21 protein-coding genes are annotated in these 23,794 nt (G+C 37.6%); 13 read left to right on the top strand and 8 right to left on the bottom strand.

Annotated features, from left to right (window positions below; genetic code table 11):
- Positions 1 to 2 precede the first annotated feature (2 nt).
- From AC3RVF_RS01475 to AC3RVF_RS01465, 3 genes are read left to right on the top strand one after another with little or no spacing between them, the layout of a single operon-like run.
- Positions 3 to 947, top strand: coding sequence for a 2-hydroxyacid dehydrogenase (locus AC3RVF_RS01475; RefSeq protein ID WP_489690406.1), 945 nt, complete (start codon positions 3 to 5; stop codon positions 945 to 947).
- A 1-nt stretch (position 948) separates the two neighbouring features.
- Positions 949 to 1,335: a VOC family protein gene (locus tag AC3RVF_RS01470; RefSeq protein WP_489690407.1), complete on the top strand. Its 387-nt coding sequence runs from the start codon at positions 949 to 951 to the stop codon at positions 1,333 to 1,335.
- Between the two features lie 44 nt (positions 1,336 to 1,379).
- On the top strand, positions 1,380 to 1,730 hold the full coding sequence (locus AC3RVF_RS01465; protein WP_489690408.1) for a TM2 domain-containing protein: 351 nt from the start codon (positions 1,380 to 1,382) through the stop codon (positions 1,728 to 1,730).
- A gap of 138 nt (positions 1,731 to 1,868) precedes the next feature.
- Here the strand turns inward: AC3RVF_RS01465 and AC3RVF_RS01460 are convergent, their stop codons facing one another.
- The 4 genes from AC3RVF_RS01460 to AC3RVF_RS01445 form a co-directional block, all read right to left on the bottom strand.
- Entirely contained in the window at positions 1,869 to 2,621 is a 753-nt protein-coding gene (locus AC3RVF_RS01460) for a DUF5995 family protein (protein ID WP_489690409.1), read from the bottom strand.
- Between the two features lie 22 nt (positions 2,622 to 2,643).
- Positions 2,644 to 4,494 carry a GNAT family N-acyltransferase gene (locus AC3RVF_RS01455; protein ID WP_489690410.1) on the bottom strand — a complete coding sequence of 617 codons (1,851 nt, stop codon included), beginning with the start codon at positions 4,492 to 4,494 and terminating at the stop codon, positions 2,644 to 2,646.
- A gap of 50 nt (positions 4,495 to 4,544) precedes the next feature.
- Positions 4,545 to 5,801 carry an aspartate kinase gene (locus AC3RVF_RS01450; RefSeq protein ID WP_489690411.1) on the bottom strand — a complete coding sequence of 419 codons (1,257 nt, stop codon included), beginning with the start codon at positions 5,799 to 5,801 and terminating at the stop codon, positions 4,545 to 4,547.
- Positions 5,802 to 5,868: 67 nt separating this feature from the next.
- Complete coding sequence (locus AC3RVF_RS01445) at positions 5,869 to 6,375, bottom strand: GNAT family N-acetyltransferase (RefSeq protein WP_489690412.1); 507 nt, start codon at positions 6,373 to 6,375, stop codon at positions 5,869 to 5,871.
- A 123-nt stretch (positions 6,376 to 6,498) separates the two neighbouring features.
- Between AC3RVF_RS01445 and fbp the strand changes: the two genes are divergently transcribed.
- Complete coding sequence (gene fbp / locus AC3RVF_RS01440; RefSeq protein ID WP_489690413.1) at positions 6,499 to 7,506, top strand: class 1 fructose-bisphosphatase; 1,008 nt, start codon at positions 6,499 to 6,501, stop codon at positions 7,504 to 7,506.
- Positions 7,507 to 7,623: 117 nt separating this feature from the next.
- Here fbp and AC3RVF_RS01435 read toward each other — a convergent pair whose 3' ends face one another.
- Positions 7,624 to 8,049: a TerB family tellurite resistance protein gene (locus AC3RVF_RS01435; RefSeq protein ID WP_489690708.1), complete on the bottom strand. Its 426-nt coding sequence runs from the start codon at positions 8,047 to 8,049 to the stop codon at positions 7,624 to 7,626.
- Positions 8,050 to 8,219: 170 nt separating this feature from the next.
- Between AC3RVF_RS01435 and AC3RVF_RS01430 the strand changes: the two genes are divergently transcribed.
- From AC3RVF_RS01430 to AC3RVF_RS01400, 7 genes are all read left to right on the top strand, one after another.
- On the top strand, positions 8,220 to 9,263 hold the full coding sequence (locus AC3RVF_RS01430; RefSeq protein ID WP_489690414.1) for a ligase-associated DNA damage response exonuclease: 1,044 nt from the start codon (positions 8,220 to 8,222) through the stop codon (positions 9,261 to 9,263).
- Between the two features lie 3 nt (positions 9,264 to 9,266).
- Positions 9,267 to 10,859 carry an ATP-dependent DNA ligase gene (locus AC3RVF_RS01425; RefSeq protein ID WP_489692590.1) on the top strand — a complete coding sequence of 531 codons (1,593 nt, stop codon included), beginning with the start codon at positions 9,267 to 9,269 and terminating at the stop codon, positions 10,857 to 10,859.
- 88 nt (positions 10,860 to 10,947) lie between these two features.
- Complete coding sequence (locus AC3RVF_RS01420; RefSeq protein WP_489690416.1) at positions 10,948 to 11,310, top strand: endonuclease domain-containing protein; 363 nt, start codon at positions 10,948 to 10,950, stop codon at positions 11,308 to 11,310.
- Positions 11,311 to 11,386: 76 nt separating this feature from the next.
- Positions 11,387 to 13,846 (top strand): ligase-associated DNA damage response DEXH box helicase, encoded by a 2,460-nt coding sequence (locus tag AC3RVF_RS01415; RefSeq protein ID WP_489692589.1) that lies wholly within the window; start codon positions 11,387 to 11,389, stop codon positions 13,844 to 13,846.
- A gap of 30 nt (positions 13,847 to 13,876) precedes the next feature.
- Positions 13,877 to 14,494 carry a peptidylprolyl isomerase gene (locus AC3RVF_RS01410; protein ID WP_489692588.1) on the top strand — a complete coding sequence of 206 codons (618 nt, stop codon included), beginning with the start codon at positions 13,877 to 13,879 and terminating at the stop codon, positions 14,492 to 14,494.
- 101 nt (positions 14,495 to 14,595) lie between these two features.
- The gene (gene pdeM, locus AC3RVF_RS01405; RefSeq protein ID WP_489690418.1) at positions 14,596 to 15,234 is read left to right on the top strand and encodes a ligase-associated DNA damage response endonuclease PdeM; all 639 of its coding nucleotides are present in this window, start codon (positions 14,596 to 14,598) and stop codon (positions 15,232 to 15,234) included.
- Positions 15,235 to 15,328: 94 nt separating this feature from the next.
- Complete coding sequence (locus AC3RVF_RS01400) at positions 15,329 to 16,126, top strand: tryptophan-rich sensory protein (RefSeq protein WP_489692587.1); 798 nt, start codon at positions 15,329 to 15,331, stop codon at positions 16,124 to 16,126.
- Between the two features lie 32 nt (positions 16,127 to 16,158).
- Here the strand turns inward: AC3RVF_RS01400 and AC3RVF_RS01395 are convergent, their stop codons facing one another.
- On the bottom strand, positions 16,159 to 17,511 hold the full coding sequence (locus AC3RVF_RS01395) for a dihydrolipoyl dehydrogenase family protein (protein ID WP_489690420.1): 1,353 nt from the start codon (positions 17,509 to 17,511) through the stop codon (positions 16,159 to 16,161).
- Positions 17,512 to 17,653: 142 nt separating this feature from the next.
- Between AC3RVF_RS01395 and mfd the strand changes: the two genes are divergently transcribed.
- Positions 17,654 to 20,995: a transcription-repair coupling factor gene (gene mfd, locus AC3RVF_RS01390; protein ID WP_489692586.1), complete on the top strand. Its 3,342-nt coding sequence runs from the start codon at positions 17,654 to 17,656 to the stop codon at positions 20,993 to 20,995.
- Between the two features lie 277 nt (positions 20,996 to 21,272).
- On the top strand, positions 21,273 to 22,076 hold the full coding sequence (locus AC3RVF_RS01385) for a helix-turn-helix domain-containing protein (RefSeq protein WP_489690422.1): 804 nt from the start codon (positions 21,273 to 21,275) through the stop codon (positions 22,074 to 22,076).
- Between the two features lie 42 nt (positions 22,077 to 22,118).
- On the opposite strand, the gene cysM is transcribed toward AC3RVF_RS01385, so the two are convergent.
- Positions 22,119 to 23,003: a cysteine synthase CysM gene (gene cysM, locus AC3RVF_RS01380; RefSeq protein WP_489692585.1), complete on the bottom strand. Its 885-nt coding sequence runs from the start codon at positions 23,001 to 23,003 to the stop codon at positions 22,119 to 22,121.
- Entirely contained in the window at positions 22,996 to 23,784 is a 789-nt protein-coding gene (gene epsC / locus AC3RVF_RS01375; protein WP_489692584.1) for a serine O-acetyltransferase EpsC, read from the bottom strand. The genes cysM and epsC overlap by 8 nt, the downstream gene beginning before the upstream one ends.
- Between the last annotated feature and the right edge of the window lie 10 nt (positions 23,785 to 23,794).

Genomic DNA, 23,794 nt, shown 5'->3' with positions numbered 1-23,794 from the left:
TTATGAAAATTCTTCACCTCGATAGTAACCATCCGTTATTACTAACAATGTTAGCGGAAGCGGGATTCTTAAACGAGGAAAACTACAAATCCACAAAATCTGAAGTGGAAGAAATCATTTCGAATTATGATGGCATTGTTATCCGAAGCCGCTTCAATATTGACAAACAATTTCTCGATGCCGCTAAAAACTTAAAATTTATTGCACGGGTAGGCGCCGGTCTAGAAAGCATCGATACGGATTATGCAGACAAACTTGGCATAAAACTAATTGCTGCACCAGAAGGCAATCGCAACGCCGTAGGCGAACATGCATTAGGCATGCTTCTTTCGCTATTCAACAATCTAATTAAAGCCGACAGAGAGGTTAAAAATGGCTTGTGGAATCGCGAGGCCAACCGAGGAATAGAGCTGGACAAAAAAACGGTGGGAATTATTGGTTATGGCAACATGGGCAAAGCGTTCGCTAAAAAATTACGTAGTTTCGACTGCGAAGTACTTTGTTACGATATAAAGGAAAATGTGGGCGATGAAAATGCAAAACAGGTGTCACTTACAGACTTTCAGCAAAAAGTAGATGTGCTAAGTCTTCACACGCCGTGGACGCCGTTAACAGATAAAATGATTAATTCAGAATTTATCAATTCATTTTCAAAATCGTTCTGGCTTATAAATACCGCACGTGGAAAAAGTGTGGTTACTGCAGATCTTGTTTCGGCGTTAAAAACTGGCAAAATCTTGGGTGCCGGACTGGATGTTTTGGAATTTGAAAAGCTTTCTTTTGAAACACTTTTTGATTCCGATAATCTCCCAAATTCCCTAAAAGAATTATTCGCGATGGATAATGTAATATTGAGTCCGCATATTGCTGGTTGGACTGTGGAAAGCAAGGAAAAACTTGCAGCGGTGATCGCTGAAAAGATTATTCAAAAGTTCAAAAATCAATAAAATGAAAAATAGAGTTACAGGCATTGGAGGAATTTTTTTTAAAACAAAAGATCCCGATAAAGCGAAGGAATGGTATAAAAATCATCTTGGTTTAAATACGGATAATTACGGCAGCACCTTTTGGTGGCAAGACGAAGACGGCAATAAATGCTCAACGCAATGGAGTCCTTTTAGTGCCGATACCAAGTACTTTTCGCCCAGCGAAAAAGAATTTATGATTAACTACCGCGTAGAAAATCTTGAGGAATTATTAAAAGTTTTAAAAGAAGAAGGTGTAACAATTGTAGGTGAAATGGAGTCTTATGATTACGGAAAATTTGGTTGGATACTAGATCCTGAAGGAAACAAAATTGAACTTTGGGAACCTGTAGACAAGGCATTTCTTTAATTTTACAAATAACATATCACTATAATAACCAACTAATTAATATTATGGAAGAACAACAAAATTCAGGTTACGACAGCACAAAAAGGCAAACGGATAATACCGAACAGCGGGCGAGACAGAGCGCCAATGATTTTAATGAAAGCTGGAATCAGGCCACTCACGGACAAGAAAATAAAAAGGTACTAGCTGGCGTTCTAGCTATTGTAATCGGGTCTTTAGGAATACACAAATTTATCCTTGGATACACTCAAGAAGGTATAATACAAATAGTAATCACCTTCGTAACTTGTGGGATTGGAGGAATCGTTCCTCTTATTGAAGGAATTATTTATCTAACCAAAAGCGACGAAGAATTTTACCAAACCTATCAGGTTGGTAAAAAAGGATGGTTCTAAACATTTAAAAAGCCTTTGGATTTTTTTTCAAAGGCTTTTGTATTTTTAACTGAGGCACGGATGGCATTATGATTTACTTTTGTTCCTTGGCGCCTTCGAAATTTCGCCACCCACGGCGGATATATAATCCTGTTTAAATTATTCTTTTTTAAGCACTGCCACAATTTGAGAGACATCTTTCTTCTCGAAAAAGTAAATGGTTTTTACTAAATACTTCAATATCCAACTTTTCTGATACACCAATTTCTCAGCCAATGTGGCTATAATTACATCGCGACACTTTAATTCTTCTTCTTTATTTGGTGAAATGTGATACTGGTTTGCAAAAAGCCAAGCACCATCTCGAGCAATATTTATACTAAAACTAACGAGTTTATCCTCTCGCCCTTTTCCGAATTTATCGAGCAACCCAAATAGGGGAGAGACTGAGATTATTTTAGATTCAACGTCGGCAATCATTGAACCGAGAATTTCATTAATTTTATTGAAATCGTTTTCGAAATTCATTAAATCTCCATAGTCGCCAACGGTTTGCGCAACTGCAATTCCCAAATCGAGATTAATATGGGCGTTGATGCCCAACAGCAAATGTTGCATAATTAACAACTTTTCGGTTTTGGAAGCTTCAAAAGCTTTTTTCCAACTTTGCGTAAAAGGTTTATTGGCTCCCAAAGAATCGTAAGCATCTACATAGCGATTTGCAAAAAGCACGTCGAGTTTTTCCATTCGCTGGTTGTTTTCAAACTCATTGTTTAAAATACCTTCTTTTATGCGAATGGTAACTTTTCTGTAAAGAATAGGGAAGTATGCCAAACAAGAATTCTGGAGGCACTCGGCATCAATTATACTATCCAATCGGGCAATAACTTCATTAATATTTGTTGCGGCCATAATGGATCAGTTTTTTAAATCATTACTCTGGTTTTACTTCTTCTTTGGAATTTTCGGCATCACAATTTTCATTGTTTTTGTCTGAATATTTTTTCTCAAGTTCGGCTTGAAATTCCTCCATCACAGGTTTTACAGTACTTTCAGGTAAATCTGCAATTCGAATGTACATTAGACCGTCTATAGCATTATTAAAAAGCGGGTCTACATTAAAGGCCACAACTTTTGCATTTTGCTTGATGTATTTTTTTATTAGTACCGGTAAACGAAGACTTCCCGGTTCTACTTCGTCAATTATTTTATCGAATTTATTAAGATCGGCCTCACTTTCATCGAAGATAAAATCTTTGTCGGCATCCTTCAGTTTTACTTTGTATTCTTTCTTTGGATTGATGTATTGCGCCACATACGGATCGTAATAATTTGATTTCATAAACTCGATCATCAAGCTTTTTGAAAACTCCGAAAATTTGTTGCTTATACTTACCCCACCAATTAAATAGCGATGCTCGGGATAGCGCAAGGTTGTGTGTACAATTCCTTTCCAAAGTAAAAACAATGGCATAGGCCGGAGTTGGTATTCTTTAATTATAAAAGCACGTCCCATTTCGATGGATTTGCTCATCATATCATACAATTCGGGTTCAAACCTAAAAAGATCTTGCAAGTAAAATCCGTCAATTCCATATTGGGCAAAAATCTCTGAACCTAACCCCATGCGGTAGGCGCCAGCCATTTTATGCGCCTCATTATCCCATAAAAACATATGGTGGTAATAGCTGTCAAATTTATCGAGATCAGTACTATTATTTGTGCCTTCGCCCACTTCGCGGAAGGTAATTTCGCGCAGTCTTCCTATTTCCTGTAAGATGTAAGGAATGGAATTTGCTTCGGCCAAAAACACTTCATAATTTTTACTTATAAGAAGTCTTTTATCATTTTCACGAAGCTTTTCAATTTCAGCTTCCATGGCTTTTATAGGTATTGGTCCCGCAATTTTCTTGGGTGGTTTAGGGAACTTCAGTGTTTTAGGAATACTGTCTAATAATTTTTTCTTCTGAAAAGCATTGGAAAGCATATAGGTTTTCTTCCGAAGAAATTCTGTAAATGAAGCAAGCGACTCGTGCTCTTTTTGGTCTTCAACCGAAATTGCGTTCCCAATTCGCACTTTAATTAAGCGTTCTTTTTGGGTTAGCAATTCTGAAGGTAATTTGGCAGTACGCAACTTATCGCTCAACTTCGCCAAACGATAAAACAATTTGCTGTTTTTAGCGTGAAAATAGATTGGTACTATAGGCACTTCTGCCTTTTGCACCAGTTTCATTGCGGCCTCTTCCCAAGGTTTGTCTACTACTAATTTTCCGTCTCTGTAAGTAGAAACTTCTCCTGCTGGGAAAATTCCCAGTGGATGTTCTTTGCGCAAATGTAAAATTGCCGCTTTAAAACCTGAAATGCTCGATTTTGCGTCCTTTCTATCTTCAAAAGGATTTACAGGCATTACGTACGGTTTCAACGGTTCTACGCGGTGGAGAAGAAAATTTGCAACTATTTTAAAATCGGGTCGGTGTTCCAGCAATAATTTTAAAAGCAGAATACCGTCAATGCCACCCAACGGATGGTTAGAAATTGTTATAAAAGCACCTGTTTTTGGTATTCTACGAAGATCTTCCTCAGGAATTTCAAACTTAATCTCAAACGCTTCCATCAATCCGTTTATGAATTCTAGGTCGTTTAAATGTTTGTTATCGTCATAGATTTTATTAAGAGTAGAAATGTTGAGTATCTTCATTAGAGACCAACCCATGAATGTGCCCAGAAAGCCAAATTTATCGACGTTTATTGCTTTTGCAACTTCCTTTGCATTGACTAATCCCATGAAATTTTTTGGTTGTTTGTATCTAACAAAGATAACGAAACCGATTGATACTATTCCTTAATTACCAACTGTACCGTTTCTTTGCTTTCTTGTTTTAAAAGTACATTTTTGTTTTCAGCAAGTGCCTTTACTTCAGCAGGGTTAAAATGACGAATTGTGTACAACGTAACGTTTTCATTCCATTTAACACTGAAGTTTTCTCGAAGTTTTGCTAGTAAAGGTTCCAAATTACGGAATTTATTATCAACACATACCGAAAAACTAATGGCCGAATTTTGAATAAGATTCACCTTCATTTTGAATTCGTGAAGTAGCTTAAATACATCGCCAATGTTGTCTTCCATCATAAATGAAAAATCTAAAGACGAAAGCGAAATTAAAACCTGATCTCTTTTCAGAATAAAAGAAGAGATAAACGGATCTAGTAAAACTCCTTTACCCACACAGGTTCCGAGTGCTGTGGGATTTAAAAAAGATTTCACAAACAGTGGAATTTCCTTGCGCTGCAAAGGTTGTAATGTTTTTGGGTGAATTACCGAAGCACCGTAAAATGCTAATTCAATTGCTTCACGATATGAAATATGGTTGAAAAGTTGCGTCTCAGTAAAATAGCGCGGATCCGCATTTAAAACGCCCGGAACGTCCTTCCAAATAGTAACGTTTTCGGCATTTAAACAGTAAGCGAAAATTGCGGCAGTATAATCACTTCCTTCCCTGCCTAAAGTAGTGGTAAAATTATTTGTGTTTTCAGCACCTAAAAATCCTTGGGTTACGGTAATTCCATTCGCACTTACTTTTTCTGAAATTTTTTGTTGTGTTTTTTCCCAATCTACTTTTGCCTCGCGATAATTGGCATCTGTTTTTATGCACTGACGCACATCTAACCAGTTGTTTATTATACCATTTTCAGCAAAGTAAGACGAAATTATTGTTGACGAAATTATTTCGCCGTATGAAACTACCTGATCGTATACAAAGGCGTGATTTTTAGATTTATTTGTTTCTAAAAAATGTTTAAGCTCTTTAAAAGTCTTATCTAGCGCTATAAAAGCAGGATGGGAAGTGGTAGAAAAAAGACCCGTAAGTATGTTATAATGAAAATCGTAAACGGTGCGTAATGCGTTTTTTACATCTCCCGTTTCAGAGAAATAATTGTTTACCACTTCTTCTAAAGCATTGGTAATTTTTCCCATCGCCGAAACCACAACCACCAAATCCTTTTCTCCAGTTTGGTTTATTACGGAAACTACGTTTTTTATATTCTCAGCATCTTTTGTGGACGCGCCTCCAAATTTAAAGATCTTCATATGCATTAATTAATAAGTACTAAAACACGAATTTTTTAAAACATGATTCGTGTATTGGTTGTAATATTTAGTTTGAATTTGATTTCTGTATAAAGTTTTTTAGACCTTTTTCGTCCATATGCACTACGCGCCACTCTTTCATAATTGTTGCTCCACTGCGTTGGTAAAACCTAATTGCACCTTCATTCCAGTCCAGCACATCCCAGGCAACACGCTTTAATCCGCTGTCGTGGGCAAATTGCATTACTTGTTTATAAAGTGCTTCGCCAATTCCTTTGCCGCGATAAGCTTCCTTCACAATTAAATCTTCTAAGTGAAGGGTTCTGCCTTTCCAGGTGGAAAAACGATAATAAACCAAGGCTGCTCCCACAATTTCGGTTGAATCTGGGTCGCTTAGCATACTCGAAGCATCTGCAACGAAACAGGTAAACAATGGGTTTTTGCCAAAACCTTCTTTTTCTAAATGAGTAACATTAATTTCAACTGCGTCGGGTTCTTTTTCAAAAATTGCAAGTTCTTTTATAAGGTCTAAAACCTTTGGCATGTCTTTTATTTCAGCTTTTCTGACTTTCATTAGTGCTTATTTATTGAGATTCAGTTTCGAATTAAATTTCACTTTGGTTTTACTTCAACAAATATCGGTTCAATTTCTTAAAAATCCCGATATTTGCGTGAAATTCAGGATACCTTCAACCTTATGTCAAAAATAAATCAATCTCTCGGCGAGTTTATAATTGAAAATCAAAGCGAATTCAAATACTCTTCCGGCGAGCTTTCACGGCTTATAAACTCAATTCGTTTAGCAGCCAAAGTTGTAAACCACAAAGTTAATAAAGCGGGACTGGTAGATATTTTGGGCGCAGCCGGAGATATGAATATTCAAGGTGAAGACCAGCAAAAACTTGACGTTTTTGCGAATGAAGTTTTTATAAATACACTTACAAATCGTGAAATTGTCTGCGGAATTGCCAGCGAAGAAGAAGATGATTTTATTACAATAAAAGGTCGAAACGAAAAGAACGATAATAAATATGTGGTTTTAATAGACCCTTTAGATGGTTCATCAAACATTGATGTAAACGTTTCTGTCGGGACTATTTTTTCAATTTACCGAAGAATTACACCTTCGGGAACTCCTGTTACTATTGATGATTTTTTACAACCAGGTGTAAATCAGGTTGCAGCTGGATACATTGTTTACGGCACTTCAACAATGATTGTTTATACAACCGGTCACGGTGTTAATGGTTTTACACTTAATCCTGCCATTGGAACTTATTACCTTTCTCACCCAAATATGAAATTTCCAGAAGATGGCCATATATATTCGGTAAATGAAGGAAATTATGTTCACTTTCCACAAGGTGTAAAAGACTATATAAAATACTGCCAAAAGGAAGAAGACGACCGCCCATATACGTCTCGCTACATTGGCTCTCTGGTTTCAGATTTTCATAGAAATATGATAAAAGGCGGTATCTATATTTACCCCAATACGTCTAAAGATCCAAATGGAAAACTTCGACTTTTGTATGAGTGCAACCCTATGGCTTTAATTGCAGAGCAAGCTGGAGGAAAGTCTAGTAACGGTTTTCAGCGAATTTTAGAGATTCAACCTACTAGTTTGCATCAACGTGTTCCCTTTTTCTGCGGAAGCATTAAAATGGTAGAGAAAGCAGAGGAATTTATGGAAAAAGCCAAATAGCCACTAACTCCGCCGCGGCGGAATTAATATAATCTTTAATAAAAAAGCTCCCATTGGGAGCTTTTTTAATTCTTTACAAGAGTAAGAGTTCCCCCGCCGCGGCGGGGTCAGGGGGCATTATTTCTTATTCAATAAATATCTGTAATCTTCCAAATCTAGACCGCCGGTGTAAATTTCAATAGATCTTTTTATTAAATGTTGCGCTGTGGCAGAGTCATACCCAAGGCCTATAGCGTATTTTTCAACTAAAAACCGTTCTTGGTCGTCAATCTCGTGATCGGCAAAAATCATCTGAAATAAATCGTGGATACGCTCCAAACGTCTTTCTGAATCATTAGGCGGATTGATTGGGTATTTCGCTGGATTTTTTAAAACTTCGATATATTCAGACTCATCAATATCAAGTTTACGGGCAAAGCGCTTTAACAACCTTTCCTCTTCCGCATTAATGGAACCTTTAACCGAAGCAATATTTGCAATAGATGCAAAGTGTCCTAAATTTCGGGAATGTTCCCCACTTTCGAATAAATCTGTAAATGCCATAAATTGATTTTTATGCTGCAAATATAAAACGAATTGCGAGCAATGCGAAGCAATCTGTTCATGTTTTTCCATTAAAGTCTTTTATTAGTTATCCACCCTAAACTTTTCTTAATGGCGAATGTCGAAAAGCAAGCTTTCAGTAATTTTAAACTGCTTGTGAAAAGATATTTATGAATCAACCATTATTAGTCTTCAACGACAAAGGTATTTATTGCGAAAAGGCAGATGTTTACATTGACGCTTGGCGGCCAGTAGATAAGTGCATCATAACCCACGGCCATGCAGACCACAGTCGTTGGGGCCACAAACAATATATTACACACACCAATAATGTTCCAATAATTAAGCACCGACTTGGCGATATTGAGGTTACTGGGAAGGCTTGGAATGAAAGTTTTACGATTAAAGGGGTTAAGTTTTCATTGCATCCCGCCGGACATATTATCGCTTCTTCACAAGTACGCGTGGAGTATAAAGGTGAAGTATGGGTTTTTACGGGCGATTTTAAAACCGAAGATGATGGCTTGGCCGAAGTTTACGAACCCGTAAAATGCCACACATTTATCACGGAATGTACTTTCGGTTTGCCCGCCTTTAAATGGGAACCACAAACTGAAGTTTTTAAAGATATAAACGAATGGTGGGCAACCAATAAAAGTGAAGGCAGAACCTCGATTCTCTTTGGTTACAGTTTGGGCAAAGCCCAGCGTATATTGAAACATTTAGACACTTCCATCGGAATAATCTATACCCACGGCGCCGTTGAAAATATGACCGATGTGGTTCGCCCTTTTTACGACTTGCCCGAAACTACTTTAATAACGCGCGATACTTCAAAAGAAGAAATAAAAGGAAATATAATTGTAGCACCGCCCAGCTCACACGGCAGTACTTGGATCAGAAGGTTTGTACCGTATGTTACAGCTTCCGCAAGCGGTTGGATGACTTTTCGCGGCGCGCGAAGAAGAAGAGCAATCGATCGTGGATTTGTATTAAGCGACCACGCCGATTGGGAGGGTTTGCTTTCTGCAATTGAAGCGACGGGTTGCGAAAAAATAATCGCTACCCACGGATATACTGATATCTTTTCGCGCTACTTAAGGGAAGAATTAGGTTATGACGCTCGAACAGAAAAAACGCAATACGAAGAAGAAAGTTCTGAAACCGAAACTCCGGCTTCGCTCAGTAAACAGAAAATTGAAAACGAAGATTAAGCCGTGAAAGATTTCGCCCAACTCATAAAAAAGCTTGACAGTACGAACAAAACCAATGAAAAGGTGGCGGCGCTTACTGCGTATTTTCAAAATGCAAACGATGAAGATAAGCTGTGGACGATTGCTATACTTTCGCATCGACGACCGAAACGTCCCGTAAATACGACTTTACTTCGACTTTGGGCAACAGAAATAAGCGGCATTCCGCTTTGGCTTTTTGAGGAGAGTTATCATATTGTCGGCGATTTAGCGGAAACGATTGCGCTTATTTTACCGACCTCCGAGGAGCATTCCGAAAAATCACTTTCGCAATTTGTTTCAGAAATTATTGAATTGAGAACACTTTCCGAAGAAGAAAAGAAGAAATATCTACATGCTAATTGGTTGAAGCTAAATTATTTTGAACGTTTCGTTTTCAATAAAATTCTTACTGGAAGTTTCCGAATCGGCGTAAGTCAAAAATTAATGACACGCGCCCTATCCAAAGCCACGGCGATTGATGAAGATATTCTCGCCTATAAATTAATGGGCGATTGGACGCCAGAAAAAACCACCTATAAAAAATTAATCCTCGAGCAAAATGAAGAAGATTATCTCAGTAAACCCTATCCTTTTTATTTGGCATATGCAGTTGAAGATAAGTTTCAAGAGGATTTGGGACCAATTTCAGATTGGAGTTTTGAGCATAAATGGGATGGCATCCGAAGTCAAGTAATCATTCGCAACGATGAGGTTTTCGTTTGGTCGCGAGGCGAAGAATTGGTGACCGATAAATATCCCGAGTTTCAAGATTTTTTAAAAGAAATTCCTAACGGAACGGTTATGGATGGTGAAATTTTGCCTTTCGGGGAAGGGGAAATCGGCAATTTCAATGCGCTTCAAACTCGCATTGGCCGCAAAAATATTTCAAAAGCACTTTTGAAGAAAACACCTGTAATTCTAAATGCCTACGATTTACTAGAATGGCAGGGCGAGGATATTCGCCAAAAGCCTTTTTCAGAAAGAAGGAAAATTTTGGATGAGCTTATTGGCAAATGCAATAGCATTGAAATTGGTTTGTATTTAAGTGAAACAATGAATTTTGAAACTTGGGAAGAAGCTGCCGCGGAAAGAGAACTTTCCCGAGAAAAACGCAGCGAAGGCTTAATGCTAAAACGAAAAGATTCACCGTATTTGGTAGGAAGAAAAAAGGGCGATTGGTGGAAATGGAAAATCGATCCGTTCACGATTGATGCAGTTTTAACCTATGCAATGCGAGGCCACGGAAGACGCGCCAATCTTTATACCGATTACACTTTCGCACTCTGGAATGAGGGAGAATTGGTCACCTTCGCAAAAGCCTATTCTGGTTTGACCGACGCTGAATTTAGGCAAGTAGATGCGTGGATAAAACGAAACACATTAGAGCGTTTTGGACCAGTAAGAAGCGTTACGCCACAGCACGTTTTTGAAATTGCTTTTGAAGGAATCGCTGAAAGCAGTCGCCATAAAAGTGGCATTGCAACGCGTTTTCCGAGGATTTTAAGATGGCGAAAAGACAAACCCATTGAAGAGGCAAATACACTTTCGGACCTAAAAGCACTTATCCCAAAATAAATAGTTAATTCCCCTCCATATTTTCAAGGAGGGGTGGCTCGCTTGCGAGACGGGGTGGTTAAAGCTGGATTTTGATTAAATTTAAATTATGAAAAAGCGAATTCATAATTTGAAGGAAATGGAGGTTTATCGTAAATCTCTTCGGAATAATTCAACCTCAGCCGAAGCGTTTCTTTGGAAGTATTTAAAAGGTTCAAAACTTGATGGCAGAAAGTTTAGAAGACAGCACAGTATAAAACATTACATCGTTGATTTTTACTGTCCCTCAGAAAAATTGATTGTAGAACTTGATGGACAAGTACATTTAAACAATACGGCAGAGGAATATGACCGAAGGCGAGAAATGGAGTTGAAGAATTTAGGCTTCACCGTAATTCGATTTGAAAATAAAATGGTTTTTGATTTATTGCCATCTGTTTTAAAGGATATAAAAGATCATTTTAAAAGTTGATTTTAACCCTTCCGTCAGCAAAGCTGACACCTTCCCTCTAAAAGGGGAGGGGCTTTTTTAAAAAATAAATTAAAGATTGAGTAATAAGATACAAATAGATATAGCTAACTCTTGGTTCGAGTCCAAATCTTGGACAGCCTTTCCATTTCAAAAAAAAACGTGGAAAGCCTTTCTCGATGGCAAACACGGCTTGCTAAACGCGCCAACAGGAAGCGGGAAAACGTACGCACTTTGGTTTCCAATTGTACTACAATATTTAAAGGAAAACCCTGATTATAAAACAAAGCATATAAAAGGCATAAAAGCCATTTGGATTACTCCTTTACGTGCACTTTCTGTAGAAATTCAGCAAGCAGCACAACGTGTTGCGGATGATTTGGGAACGGGACTGACGGTAGGAATCCGTACTGGCGATACGTCACAAAGTGAGCGCGCAAAACAAAAACGACAAATGCCCGATTTGTTGATTACAACACCTGAAAGCTTGATGCTGTTATTAGCTTCCAAAGACTATGACAAAACATTCAAAACCCTTACAGCTGTGGTGGTGGATGAATGGCACGAACTTTTGGGAAGCAAACGCGGTGTACAAATGGAATTGGCACTTTCACGATTAAAAACTGTTTCGCCTAAATTGCGAATTTGGGGAATTTCTGCCACCATCGGTAATCTTGAAGAGGCAATGGATGTATTACTGGGGATAGATTCCCGCCTTCGGGGGAATGCAGTTTTAATTAAAGCCAAACAGAAATCGAAAATTGAAGTCCGCTCCATTATTCCCAAAAAAATGGAAACCTTTCCGTGGCGCGGACATTTAGGACTTCATCTTTTGGAAGATATAGTTCCAATAATTAAAGCCAGTAAAACCACGATTATTTTCACAAATACCCGTGGACAGTGCGAAATTTGGTTTCAGAAGTTATTGGAAAAGCATCCAGAATTTGCAGGTGAGCTTGCAATGCACCACGGAAGTATTGGCAAAGACACGCGACTTTGGGTGGAACAGGCAATCAGAAACGAATCGTTGTTGGCGGTTGTAGCAACTTCAAGTTTGGATTTGGGAGTAGATTTTGCACCTGTAGAAACCGTAATCCAAATCGGCGGACCAAAAGGCGTCGCAAAATTTTTACAACGTGCGGGACGAAGCAATCACCGTCCGGGTGAACCTTCAATAATTTATTTTTTACCCACCCACGCTTTGGAGCTGCTAGAAGCTTCAGCTTTAAAACGTGCTGTAAAGGATGAAGTAGTTGAAGATAGAATACCGTATTTACTCAGTTTCGACGTACTGATTCAATATTTGGTAAGCCTAGCGGTGAGCAACGGATTTTTTCCGAAGGAAATTTTCCCCGAAATAAAAAGCACCTTTTGCTTTCAGGGAATTACCGAGGAACAATGGAATTGGTGCCTAAATTTTATCACTTTGGGAAGTCAAAGTTTAAAGGCTTACGATGAATATAAAAAAGTAGAAGTCACGCCCGAAGGCCTTTTTAAAGTTGAAAGCAGACAAATTGCAATGATGCACAGATTAAGTATTGGTACGATTGTGAGCGATTCCATGATGCAGGTAAAATATGTTTCTGGCGGTTTTATTGGTACTATTGAAGAATGGTTTTTGAGCAAAATGAAACCCGGCGATACTTTCGTTTTTGCAGGAAGAACTTTGGAATTAGTTCGGATTCGGCAAATGCAAGCGCAGGTTAGAAAGTCTAGTAAACGCACCACAAATATTGTAAGTTTTATGGGCGGTCGCTTGCCACTATCTTCGCAAATGAGTAAAATTCTGCGAGAAGAAATGCAAAGTGAAGCAGACCACAAGCGCAATACTCCCGAATTAAAAGCCTTGAGTCACATATTTGATCGGCAAGAACGTGAGAGCATTGTACCCGGAGAAAATGAATTTTTGATTGAAACTTTTAAAACTCGGGAAGGTTATCACGCTATTTTTTATCCTTTTGAAGGTCGGTTTGTACACGAAGCAATGAGTAGTTTATTGGCATACAGAATTAGTTTGTTGTCACCAATTACTTTTTCATTAGCGTATAACGATTACGGTTTTGAGTTGTTAAGTGATCAGTATTTAGATGTCCAAACCGTTTTGGACAACAATCTTTTTTCTGCGGAATATCTTTTTGATGACCTTCAAAAAAGTTTGAATTCTACCGAATTGGCGCGTCGAAAATTCCGTGATATAGCGGTTATTAGCGGAATGGTTTTTCAAGGATATCCGAATAAAATGATAAAAACAAAACACTTGCAAAGCAATAGTCAGTTGCTCTTTGATGTTTTTCGAGATTATGAGCCGGACAATCTTTTGTATCTTCAAGCCTATCGCGAAACTTTTGAGCATCAGTTGGAAGAAGGACGTTTGCGGCAAGCTTTGGAGCGAATTAATTCACAAAAAATTATTTGGAAACAGTGCGAAAAAGCAACGCCTTTCAGCTTCCCAATAATTACTGATAGGCTCCGAGAAAAACTTTCTTCGGAAAAATTGGCGGATAGAATTAAACGAATGACACTTCAATTAATGAAGTGATGGGTATATATTTACTAAAAATTAACCTCTATGAAATTTAGTTGCATAATAACCTTATTGTTTTTTTATATAGTGTCATATGGGCAAAGCAATAAAGAAGCGAAGCGAGCATTAAAACAAATAACTTTTTTACACCAAATAGATTCATTAAAAAATGCTCATCCAAATTGGAAGATTACCGAATTCACATATTCTCCTGATGATTCAAATGCTTTGACTTATGATAGTAATGGATTGAGGGATATTAATAATAAAACACATTCTATTAAAGAAAAACTCCTTCAAAGGGATTCTATTTTGGAGTTTAGAGTTAATTATATTTATCTAAACGGAAATAAAATGCCAAAGACTAAAATAGATTCTTTGAGAGATGTCATTAAAAACCAGTTTAATAATAATGTACCATTTTCAGAATTAGCAAAAAAATATTCGGAAGGTACATCTGCAAAAGATGGTGGTGATTTAGGTTGGTTTCCTTCAGGTAGAATGGTAGCTTCATTTGAGAATGCCATAAAAAATCATAAGAAAGGCGATCTATTTTTTGCTGAATATGTTGAAGGTGATAGAAAATGGTATTTTGTAATATTAAAATCTTTTGATGAAAGAAAAACTCAAGTTAAATCTGTCGTTCAAATACACCTTGAATAATCTAAAAGTTCAAACACTTAATTAACAGATAGACTACTGGCAAAACTTTCTTCGGAAAAATTGGCGGACAGGATTAAGAGAATGACTTTATTATTGGAGAAATGATTCAAAATATAGAAATAAAAAATAACGATTTCAAATTACATCCCAGCGGCGCTATTTATTGGGAAGAAAAAAAAATGCTTTTAATTGCCGATGTGCATTTGGGAAAAGTATCACATTTCAGAAAACACGGCGCGCCAGTTCCAGCAAATGCGGCTTATAAAAATCTTGAAAAACTCACTGAAGTAACAAATCATTTTGATCCAGAAACTGTATGTTTTCTTGGAGATCTATTCCACAGTAAACTAAACGAAGAATGGCATGATTTTGAAAAATGGGTGGAATACTGCAAAGCTGAAGTAATGCTAATTTCGGGCAATCACGATATTATTCCACAATATTTATATGAAGATTTGGGCGTAAAAGTCTATGATGAGTTGCTTTTAGACAGTTTTTATTTAACACATCATCCAACAGAAAAAGCAGACAAATTCAATTTTTCTGGCCACATTCACCCCGGAATAAGGATGAAAGGCGTGGGTAGACAATTTTTGCGTCTCCCTTGTTTTTATAAAACTCTTAACAGCCTTATTCTCCCCGCTTTCGGTAACTTTACGGGGAAACATATTTTAAAACCTAAAGAAAAGGATGAGGTTTTTGTAATTGTGGAAGGAGAGGTTATTTGTGTTTCGAAATAACTGTATTGTTAGGTTGAGCGCAGTCGAGACCTAATTTAACGATTGAAATTTTAAGTTCTCGACTGCGCTCGAACGGACATAAATAGTCATCTTTATGAAAAAAACACTACAAATAGCCAATATCATTGCCTTCGTGGCAACAGTTTTTATAAACTATCTTTCCAATTCAGGAGCTATAAATGGCACCACCATTGGGGAAATTTCAAATTCATCTAAAAATCTTTTCACACCTGCAGGGTATGCCTTTTCCATTTGGGGACTTATTTATTTGTTGTTATTGGGTTTTATAATTTATCAAAGTCGGAGCCTTTTCACAAAAGTACGCGATGACGAATTCATTCTAAAAACTGGCTGGTGGTTTGTGCTTTCCTGTTTCGCAAATATTATGTGGATCACTTTTTGGCTTTACAGTTATATGGAATTTTCAGTATTGGCGATTTTTGTACTGCTATATTCACTTTTTAAAATTGTTATGAATAACCGAATGGAACTTTGGGATGCGCCAATTTCTGTCATCGTCTTTGTTTGGTGGCCGTTCGTGTTTTATAGCGGTTGGGTAACTGTTGCAAGTATCGCAAATGTTGCTGCCTATTTAACGAGCACCGAATGGAATGGTTGGGGTTATAGTGAAGCTTCCTGGGCTGTTACTATGATTATTATTGCAGGTATCATAAATCTGTTTGTTACCTGGAAACGCAATATGCGTGAATTTGCGCTCGTCGGAGTTTGGGCTTTGGCAGCCATCGCCGTAGCAAATTGGGAAGTAAGCCAAACAGTTGCATATGCCGCAATCGGAGTGGCGGCGGTGCTTTTTGTAAGCAGTGGTTATCACGCTTTCAAAAATCGCGACACGAGTCCGGCGACTAAATACAAAGAATATTTAAACAGATAATTGCGTATTTCTTACTTCCGATTTCGAACTCTTTAAACCATTCCTTTAATATCATTCCCCCAAGTTGGGTAGGCAAAAATCATAGATTTTAAATTTTCTGTAGTTAGTTTTCCACACATTGCTAAAACAAAAAGGTTAATCATTTCTCCAGCTTCCGAAGCAATAATATGTGCCCCGAGAATCAGGTTTCGTTCTTTATCTACAATGGTTTTATAGGCGTAAACCTCTTCGTTAATCCGCTTTGCATTAAACCATTTTGGTACGCTTTTGTACTCCACTACAAAGTCGTAACCTTTTTCCTTTGCTTGCTCTTCCGTCAACCCGATGGAAGCAATCTGAGGAATTGTGAAAACCACTGAAGGCACTGGCGGGAAATCCATTTTTGTATGATTTCCTTTGCGAATATTCAATGAAACAATTCGCGCTTCCTGCGAAGAAGTTGGTGTAAGTGGAAGTGATCCGCTAGCCGAAACGTCGCCGCAGGCATACACACTTTTATTCGTAGTATTCTGAAGAAATTCATTAACAGAAATTCCGCCTTTTTCGAAAGCGACATTTCCTTTTTTCAAATCTAAATCGTCAATTGATGGCACGCGGCCGGCAGTATTGAAAACCATTCGGGTATCAACAGTTTCTGTTTTCCCGTTCTTCTGAAATGAAACGCGGTAATTTTTCTGAAGCTTTTCAATTTCGGAAACCCTCGCATTAAATATAAATTCTATCCCAAGCTTTTCCGAAGCTTTTGTGAGGTGCGAAACTATATCGGCTTCAAATGGCCCCAATGGTCTGTCTTCAAATTCAATAACAGTAACCTTTGCGCCACAACGAGCTGCAATATGCGCGAACTCCATCCCGATGTAACCCGCGCCAACAAATACAATACTTTCGGGCAGTTGTTCCAATTCCAAAAAATCGTCGCTCACTTTTAAATAATCTCTGCCAGGAATTTTTAACTCCATCGGTTTCTGTCCTGTAGCGATAACGATTTTCTTCGCTTTCACTGTTTTTCCCTCTACTGAAAGCGTGTTTTCATCAATAAATTTAGGCGATTGGTGGTACATTTCAATTCCAGCTTCTTTCAAATCTCTTTCAGTTGCTGCAGGAATAGCACTTGTAAAAGTTGCTTTAAATTTTTGGAGCGCCTGCCAATCAATTTTTGGAACGGAAACAATTCCCTTTCCTTTTAAATTTTCCGATAGATGTATGGCTTCAGTAATTCCAACCAAAACCTTTTTAGGGTCACAGCCTCGATTGGCGCAGGTGCCGCCATACTCCCGATTATCGGCTATAGCTACTTTCAGACCTTCGGCAGCACATTCATATGCTACACTTTTCCCGGCGGTTCCGGTTCCTATTACAAAAACATCGTATTCTCTTATTGACATAATAATGCCCGCGAAGGCGGGTAATTTTAATTAAATCTATCTTTTAAAAATAGGTAATGCGATATGCTATTTGTGTTATCAAAATGATAAAGTTCCATTTTGCGGTTTGAAAAATAAAACGTCGTGCTATATTTGCCGCTCAATGAGCAAAACCCTCGTTACTTCACTTTATTCAAAGTCTTCGCAAACCCGAAAACTGGAGGAAACTATTGCCCAATCTCAAAAAAACATATCGGTTTCGGGTCTTGTGGGTTCTTCGCTCTCATTAGTTTTGGCCCAAACTTTTCGAAATACTGAATTGCCCTTTCTTCTAATTTTAAATGATAAAGAAGAAGCGGCCTACCATTTAAACGATTTGGAAAATCTTTTGGGAGATAAAAATGTGCTTTTTTATCCGGGAAGTTACCGCCGTCCGTATCAAATTGAAGAAACGGACAACGCTAATGTTTTGCTGCGAAGCGAAGTTTTAAACCGAATAAATTCTCGTAAAAAACCGGCATTTATTGTAACCTATCCCGAAGCACTTTTTGAAAAAGTGGTTACCCGAAAAGAATTGGAGCGTAATACGCTGAAAATTGCGGTAAACGATCAACTTTCAATAGATTTTGTAAACGAAGTTTTGTTTGAATACCGTTTTAAACGCACTGATTTTGTTACTGAACCAGGCGAATTTTCTGTTCGCGGAGGAATTTTGGATGTATTCAGTTTCAGTAATGATGAACCGTATCGAATTGAATTTTTTGGCGATGATGTTGATAGTATCCGAACTTTTGATGTGGAAACACAACTTTCATTAGAGCAGGTTAAAAAAGTGGCTATCATTCCGAATGTGGAAAACAAAATGATAGATGAAAGTCGAGAAAGTTTTCTGAAATACATAGCGTCCAAAACGGTAGTTTTTCTGAAAAATGAAGAACTTTTTAGCAGTGCTCTCGATTCGCTTTTCAAAAAGGCAACCGAAGCTTTTAGTGCAATCGATTCAGAAATAAAACGTGCAAAACCTTCAGAATTGTTCTGTACTTCAGAATTATTAAATCTGCAACTTCACGATTTTACAAAAGTTCAATTAATAAATACTTCAATAGCTGTTTCAGATTCTATTTCGTTTTCAACCAAACCACAACCGTCGTTCAATAAGCAGTTCAATTTACTGATTGACAATTTGAATGAGAACACAGCGGAAGGTTATAAAAATTATATTTTTTGTAGTAGCGAACAACAAGCAAAACGTTTTCACGACATTTTTGAAGATGCGAAACAAAATGTGGAACAGTTTGAAACCATTGTGTTTCCGCTTTTTCAAGGTTTTATTGACGACGATTTAAAACTTGTTTGTTATACAGATCACCAAATATTTGAGCGCTACCATAAATTTCAACTTAAAAACGGTTACGCTAAAAAACAGGCAATTACTTTAAAGGAAATTACCAATCTGGAAGTGGGCGATTATATTACGCACATTGACCACGGAATTGGGAAATTTGGCGGTTTGCAAAAGATTGATGTTGAAGGAAAAATGCAGGAAGCTATCAAGCTTTTTTATGGCGAACGCGATATTTTGTATCTCAGCATTCATAGTCTTCACAAGATTTCAAAATACAACGGTAAAGACGGGAGAGAGCCCAAAATTTATAAATTGGGGAGCGACGCGTGGAAAAAGCTGAAGCAAAAAACTAAAACGCGGGTTAAAGAAATTGCTTTCAATTTAATTGAATTATACGCAAAACGTCGCACGTTAAAAGGTTTCGCTTTCGATCCGGACAGTTATTTGCAGGCTGAATTAGAATCGTCTTTTATTTACGAAGATACGCCAGACCAAAGCTCCGCCACCGAAGACGTAAAAAGGGACATGGAAAACGAGCGCCCAATGGACCGACTGGTTTGTGGCGACGTAGGTTTCGGAAAGACAGAAGTCGCCATTCGCGCAGCTTTTAAAGCTGTAGATAGTGGCAAACAAGTTGCCGTTTTAGTGCCTACAACTATTTTAGCATTTCAACATTTTAAAACTTTTACGGAACGCCTTTCAGAAATGCCCGTGAAAGTGGATTATTTAAATCGTTTTAGAACTACGAAAGAAAGGAAAGTTGTTTTGGAAGGCTTAAAAGATGGTCGTCTCGATATTGTAATCGGTACGCACCAACTAGTAAACAAAGCTGTAGTATTTAAGGATTTGGGTCTTTTAATTATTGACGAAGAACAAAAGTTTGGCGTTGCTGTAAAAGACAAACTGAAAACAATTAAAGAAAACGTGGATACGCTTACGTTAACGGCGACACCAATTCCGCGTACGTTGCAATTTAGTTTAATGGCTGCACGCGATCTTTCGGTTATAACTACGCCACCGCCAAACCGTTATCCTGTGGAAACGCATGTTGTTCGTTTTGGAGAAGAGACCATCCGCGATGCCGTTCGTTATGAAATATCTCGAGGCGGGCAGGTTTTCTTTGTTCACAATAGAATTGAAAATATTAAAGAGGTCGCAGGATTAATTCAGCGATTGGTGCCAGATGCCAAAATAGGTATCGGTCACGGGCAAATGGAGGGCAAAAAACTGGAAGATTTAATGCTTCGGTTTATGAATAATGAGTTTGATGTTTTGGTTTCAACAACTATTATTGAAAGCGGTTTGGACGTGCCGAATGCGAATACTATTTTCATTAACAGCGCTAATAATTTTGGACTTTCAGATTTGCACCAAATGCGTGGTCGTGTGGGTAGAAGTAATAAAAAAGCGTTCTGTTATTTCATCACCCCAGAATATTCTGCAATGACAGATGAAGCACGAAAACGAATTACAGCTTTAGAACAATTTTCTGAATTAGGAAGCGGTATCAACATCGCGATGAAAGATTTGGAAATCCGTGGTGCTGGCGATTTACTTGGTGGCGAGCAGAGTGGTTTTATAAACGAAATTGGTTTTGAAACTTATCAGAAAATTCTTTCTGAAGCGATTGATGAATTAAAAGATAAAGAGTTTAAAAATCTTTATGAAGAAACCGAAGGGCCGAAGAAAAGTTTCGTAAAAGAAATGACTATCGATACAGATTTCGAATTGCTGTTCCCGGATGATTATGTGAATAATATTACTGAAAGACTCAATCTTTACACAAAACTAAACCAGCTTAAAACCGAAACGGAACTACAGAAATTTGAAAAAGAACTGCTGGATCGTTTTGGAGAATTGCCTAAACAGGCAGCAGATTTGCTGAATAGCGTTCGCATAAAATGGATTGCCATTTCCATGGGCTTAGAGCGAATTATTATGAAACAGAAAAAACTAGTCGGCTATTTTGTGGCAGACCAGGACAGTTCTTTTTATCAAAGTTCATCTTTCACTAAAGTGCTACAGTATGTGCAAAGCCACCCACAACAAGTATCCATGAAGGAGAAACAAACTCGCAACGGCCTGCGATTGTTACTTACTTTTGAAGGAATTTCTACCGCAGATAAAGCGCTTCGGGCTTTAGAACCATTTTCGGAATAAAGAAGCATTTCATTTATTGTCATTTTCCGTTTTCATTTTGCTACAAGGTATTGTCGAAGCCTACCTTGTTGGTATTCATTCCTGTTGGGGGTTTAAACCTACAAGGTTTTGAAAACCTTGCAGGATGGGAAAATTTTGCGATTTCAGAAATATTCCTCCACTCTTGGTGAATTACTTATCGAAATGCGAATGTCGGGTAAATGTCGGGCAAAATTCACTTGAAAAGATTGCACTATCTTTATTGCCATCGTACTATTGCTTCATAAAATTCTAAATCATGAAACAGCCCGAACTCGGTCGCAAAATCGTAGAACTACGAAAGCAAAAAGGCTTTACGCAGGAAGAACTTGTGGAACAATGCAATATAAATGTGCGAACCATTCAGCGCATTGAAGCCGGGGAAGTTACCCCACGAAGTTTTACACTCAAAACGATCTTAAATGCCTTGGGTGAAGACTTAGAAAATTTGAAAAATCCCGAGTCATCAGTTACCGATAGTTTTGCGTTAAAAAATATTGGATTCTCTATTTGGTACATAAAACTAGCTTGGATTTGTGGAATTATTTATTTCCTTTCTGGCTTTGTTGAATTTGCTGTGGACTATGCCCGGTTTTATGAAAACGAGCTTATAATTTCAAAAGGTGCTTACATCAGCATGAAATTTATAGTGCTCATCGCTTACATTTATTTTATGTGGGGCTTTGTTCTGAGTGGTAAAATTTTTAGTAATTATTTGTTGAAAATCGGTGCTTTTATTTTAATAGGTACTACCGTTTTGTTTTATGGCTATGATATGGTTTCGCTATACTTTGAACCATTTTACCTAGAATATGTTCTGGTAACTCAATCTATTTTCTGCGGAATAGGAAGCTTTATTTTTGGTTTTGCGCTATTGCGATTGGTAAAACCAATGGGCAATATTTCTCAAATTGCTGGCGGATTTGAAATAGCGAGCGGCGTCCTTTTTATCTTGGTTTTTATGGCGTGGTTGGGTCTCATATTTTTAATTCCTTCCGTGCTTCTACAAATTATTTTACTCTATAAAATTGGAGAATTAGTGAAAACGGAATCGGAGGAATAGGTTACTATTTAAAACAATTTTAATTCTCTTTAATCAAAAATACTAATCGAATAAAGGAGATGAAAGATAACGGTCGCCTCGATCGCAAATTATCGCTACAATTACTCCGCTCTCTAAAGTTTCAGCTAGTTTTAAAGCTGCAGCAACACTTCCACCACTGCTCATTCCAGCAAAAACACCTTCTTCTTCTGCTAAACGTTTCGTCATTGCGGTAGCCTCTTCTTCACTTACTTCTATTACTTGATCTACTTTTTTAGGATTAAATATTTTAGGTAAATATGCTACTGGCCACTTTCTAATTCCTGGTATTTTAGCGCCGTCTTTTGGTTGTGCGCCCACAATCTGAATGTTTTTATTCTTTTCTTTTAGAAAAGTAGATGTTCCCATAATCGTTCCGGTTGTTCCCATTGCTGAAACAAAATGGGTTATTTTTCCATTGGTGTCATTCCAAATTTCAGGTCCTGTGGTTTTGTAATGTGCTTTCCAGTTATCATCATTTGCAAATTGATTAAAAGAGTAATAACCTTCTTCCGCAACCTTTTGCTCTGCATAGTCTCGCGCACCTTCAATGCCTATATCTGCTGAGGTTAAAGTTACCTTGGCACCATACGCTCGCATAGTTTGAACCCTTTCTTTGGTAGAATTTTCGGGCATAACGAGTTCTATATTTAGTTTGAATATACCAGCTATCATTGCCAGAGCAATACCTGTATTACCACTTGTAGCTTCAATTAGTTTAGAGTTTTTATCGATTTCACCTCTCTCTAAAGCAGAAACAATCATATTATAAGCAGCCCGGTCTTTTACACTCCCGCCCGGATTATGACCTTCCATCTTTAAAAGCAAAGTTATATTTGGGTTTTTCACTAAACTTTTAGCTTCTATTAATGGGGTATTACCAATAGTATCTACGATGGTTTTATACATTATCTAGGGTTTTAATTTTTACTTGATTGGTATTAGTCACTAATGAATTTGGTAAAATTGAACTGGTTATCCACGCATTTCCACCTATAATACTATTTGCACCAATTGTAGTTTCTCCACCCAAAATTGTTGCATTTGCATAAATAACTACGTTGTCTTCAACCGTGGGATGGCGTTTTGTATTGCGTAAATTTCTAGCTACAGAAAGTGCTCCCAATGTTACGCCTTGATAAATTTTCACATTATTTTTAATGATAGTTGTTTCTCCAATTACAGTGCCCGTAGCGTGATCCAGAAAAAATGATTCGCCTATTTGCGCCCCTGGATTTATATCGGCTCCGGTAATATGGTGAGCATATTCGCTCATAAGCCTAGGCACTAAAGGCATTCTTACTTTGTACAGTTCGTGACTTAACCTATAAATTACAATTGCGTAAAATCCGGGATACGATAAGTATATTTCTTCGATTGAATTAGCGGCGGGATCATTATCTACAAATGCCTTTGCGTCTTTATTCAATTTTTCTAAAATTTCAGGAAGTTTTTCAAGATATGAATTCCATAACTTTTTGCACGGTTTTTCTGGGAGCCAGCACGCAATATCTGCTAGTTCTTCAAAAAGTGATTCTAAAATTTCTAAATTGTTTGCAACGGAAGTTTCCGAATCAAACAGCGTATAAAATAAAAGATTTGTAAACTCTTCTGTGCGTTCCTTTAAACGGTATTTTAAATTAGGATTTTCTTTCTGCTTTTGAATGGCTTCAATAATTTCTTCTTTCATAATGATAACA

The sequence above is a fragment of the Aequorivita sp. IT1183 genome, assembly GCF_058068265.1.
Note: the sequence above shows the minus strand (reverse complement) of the source record. Positions and strands in the feature narration are given on the sequence as shown.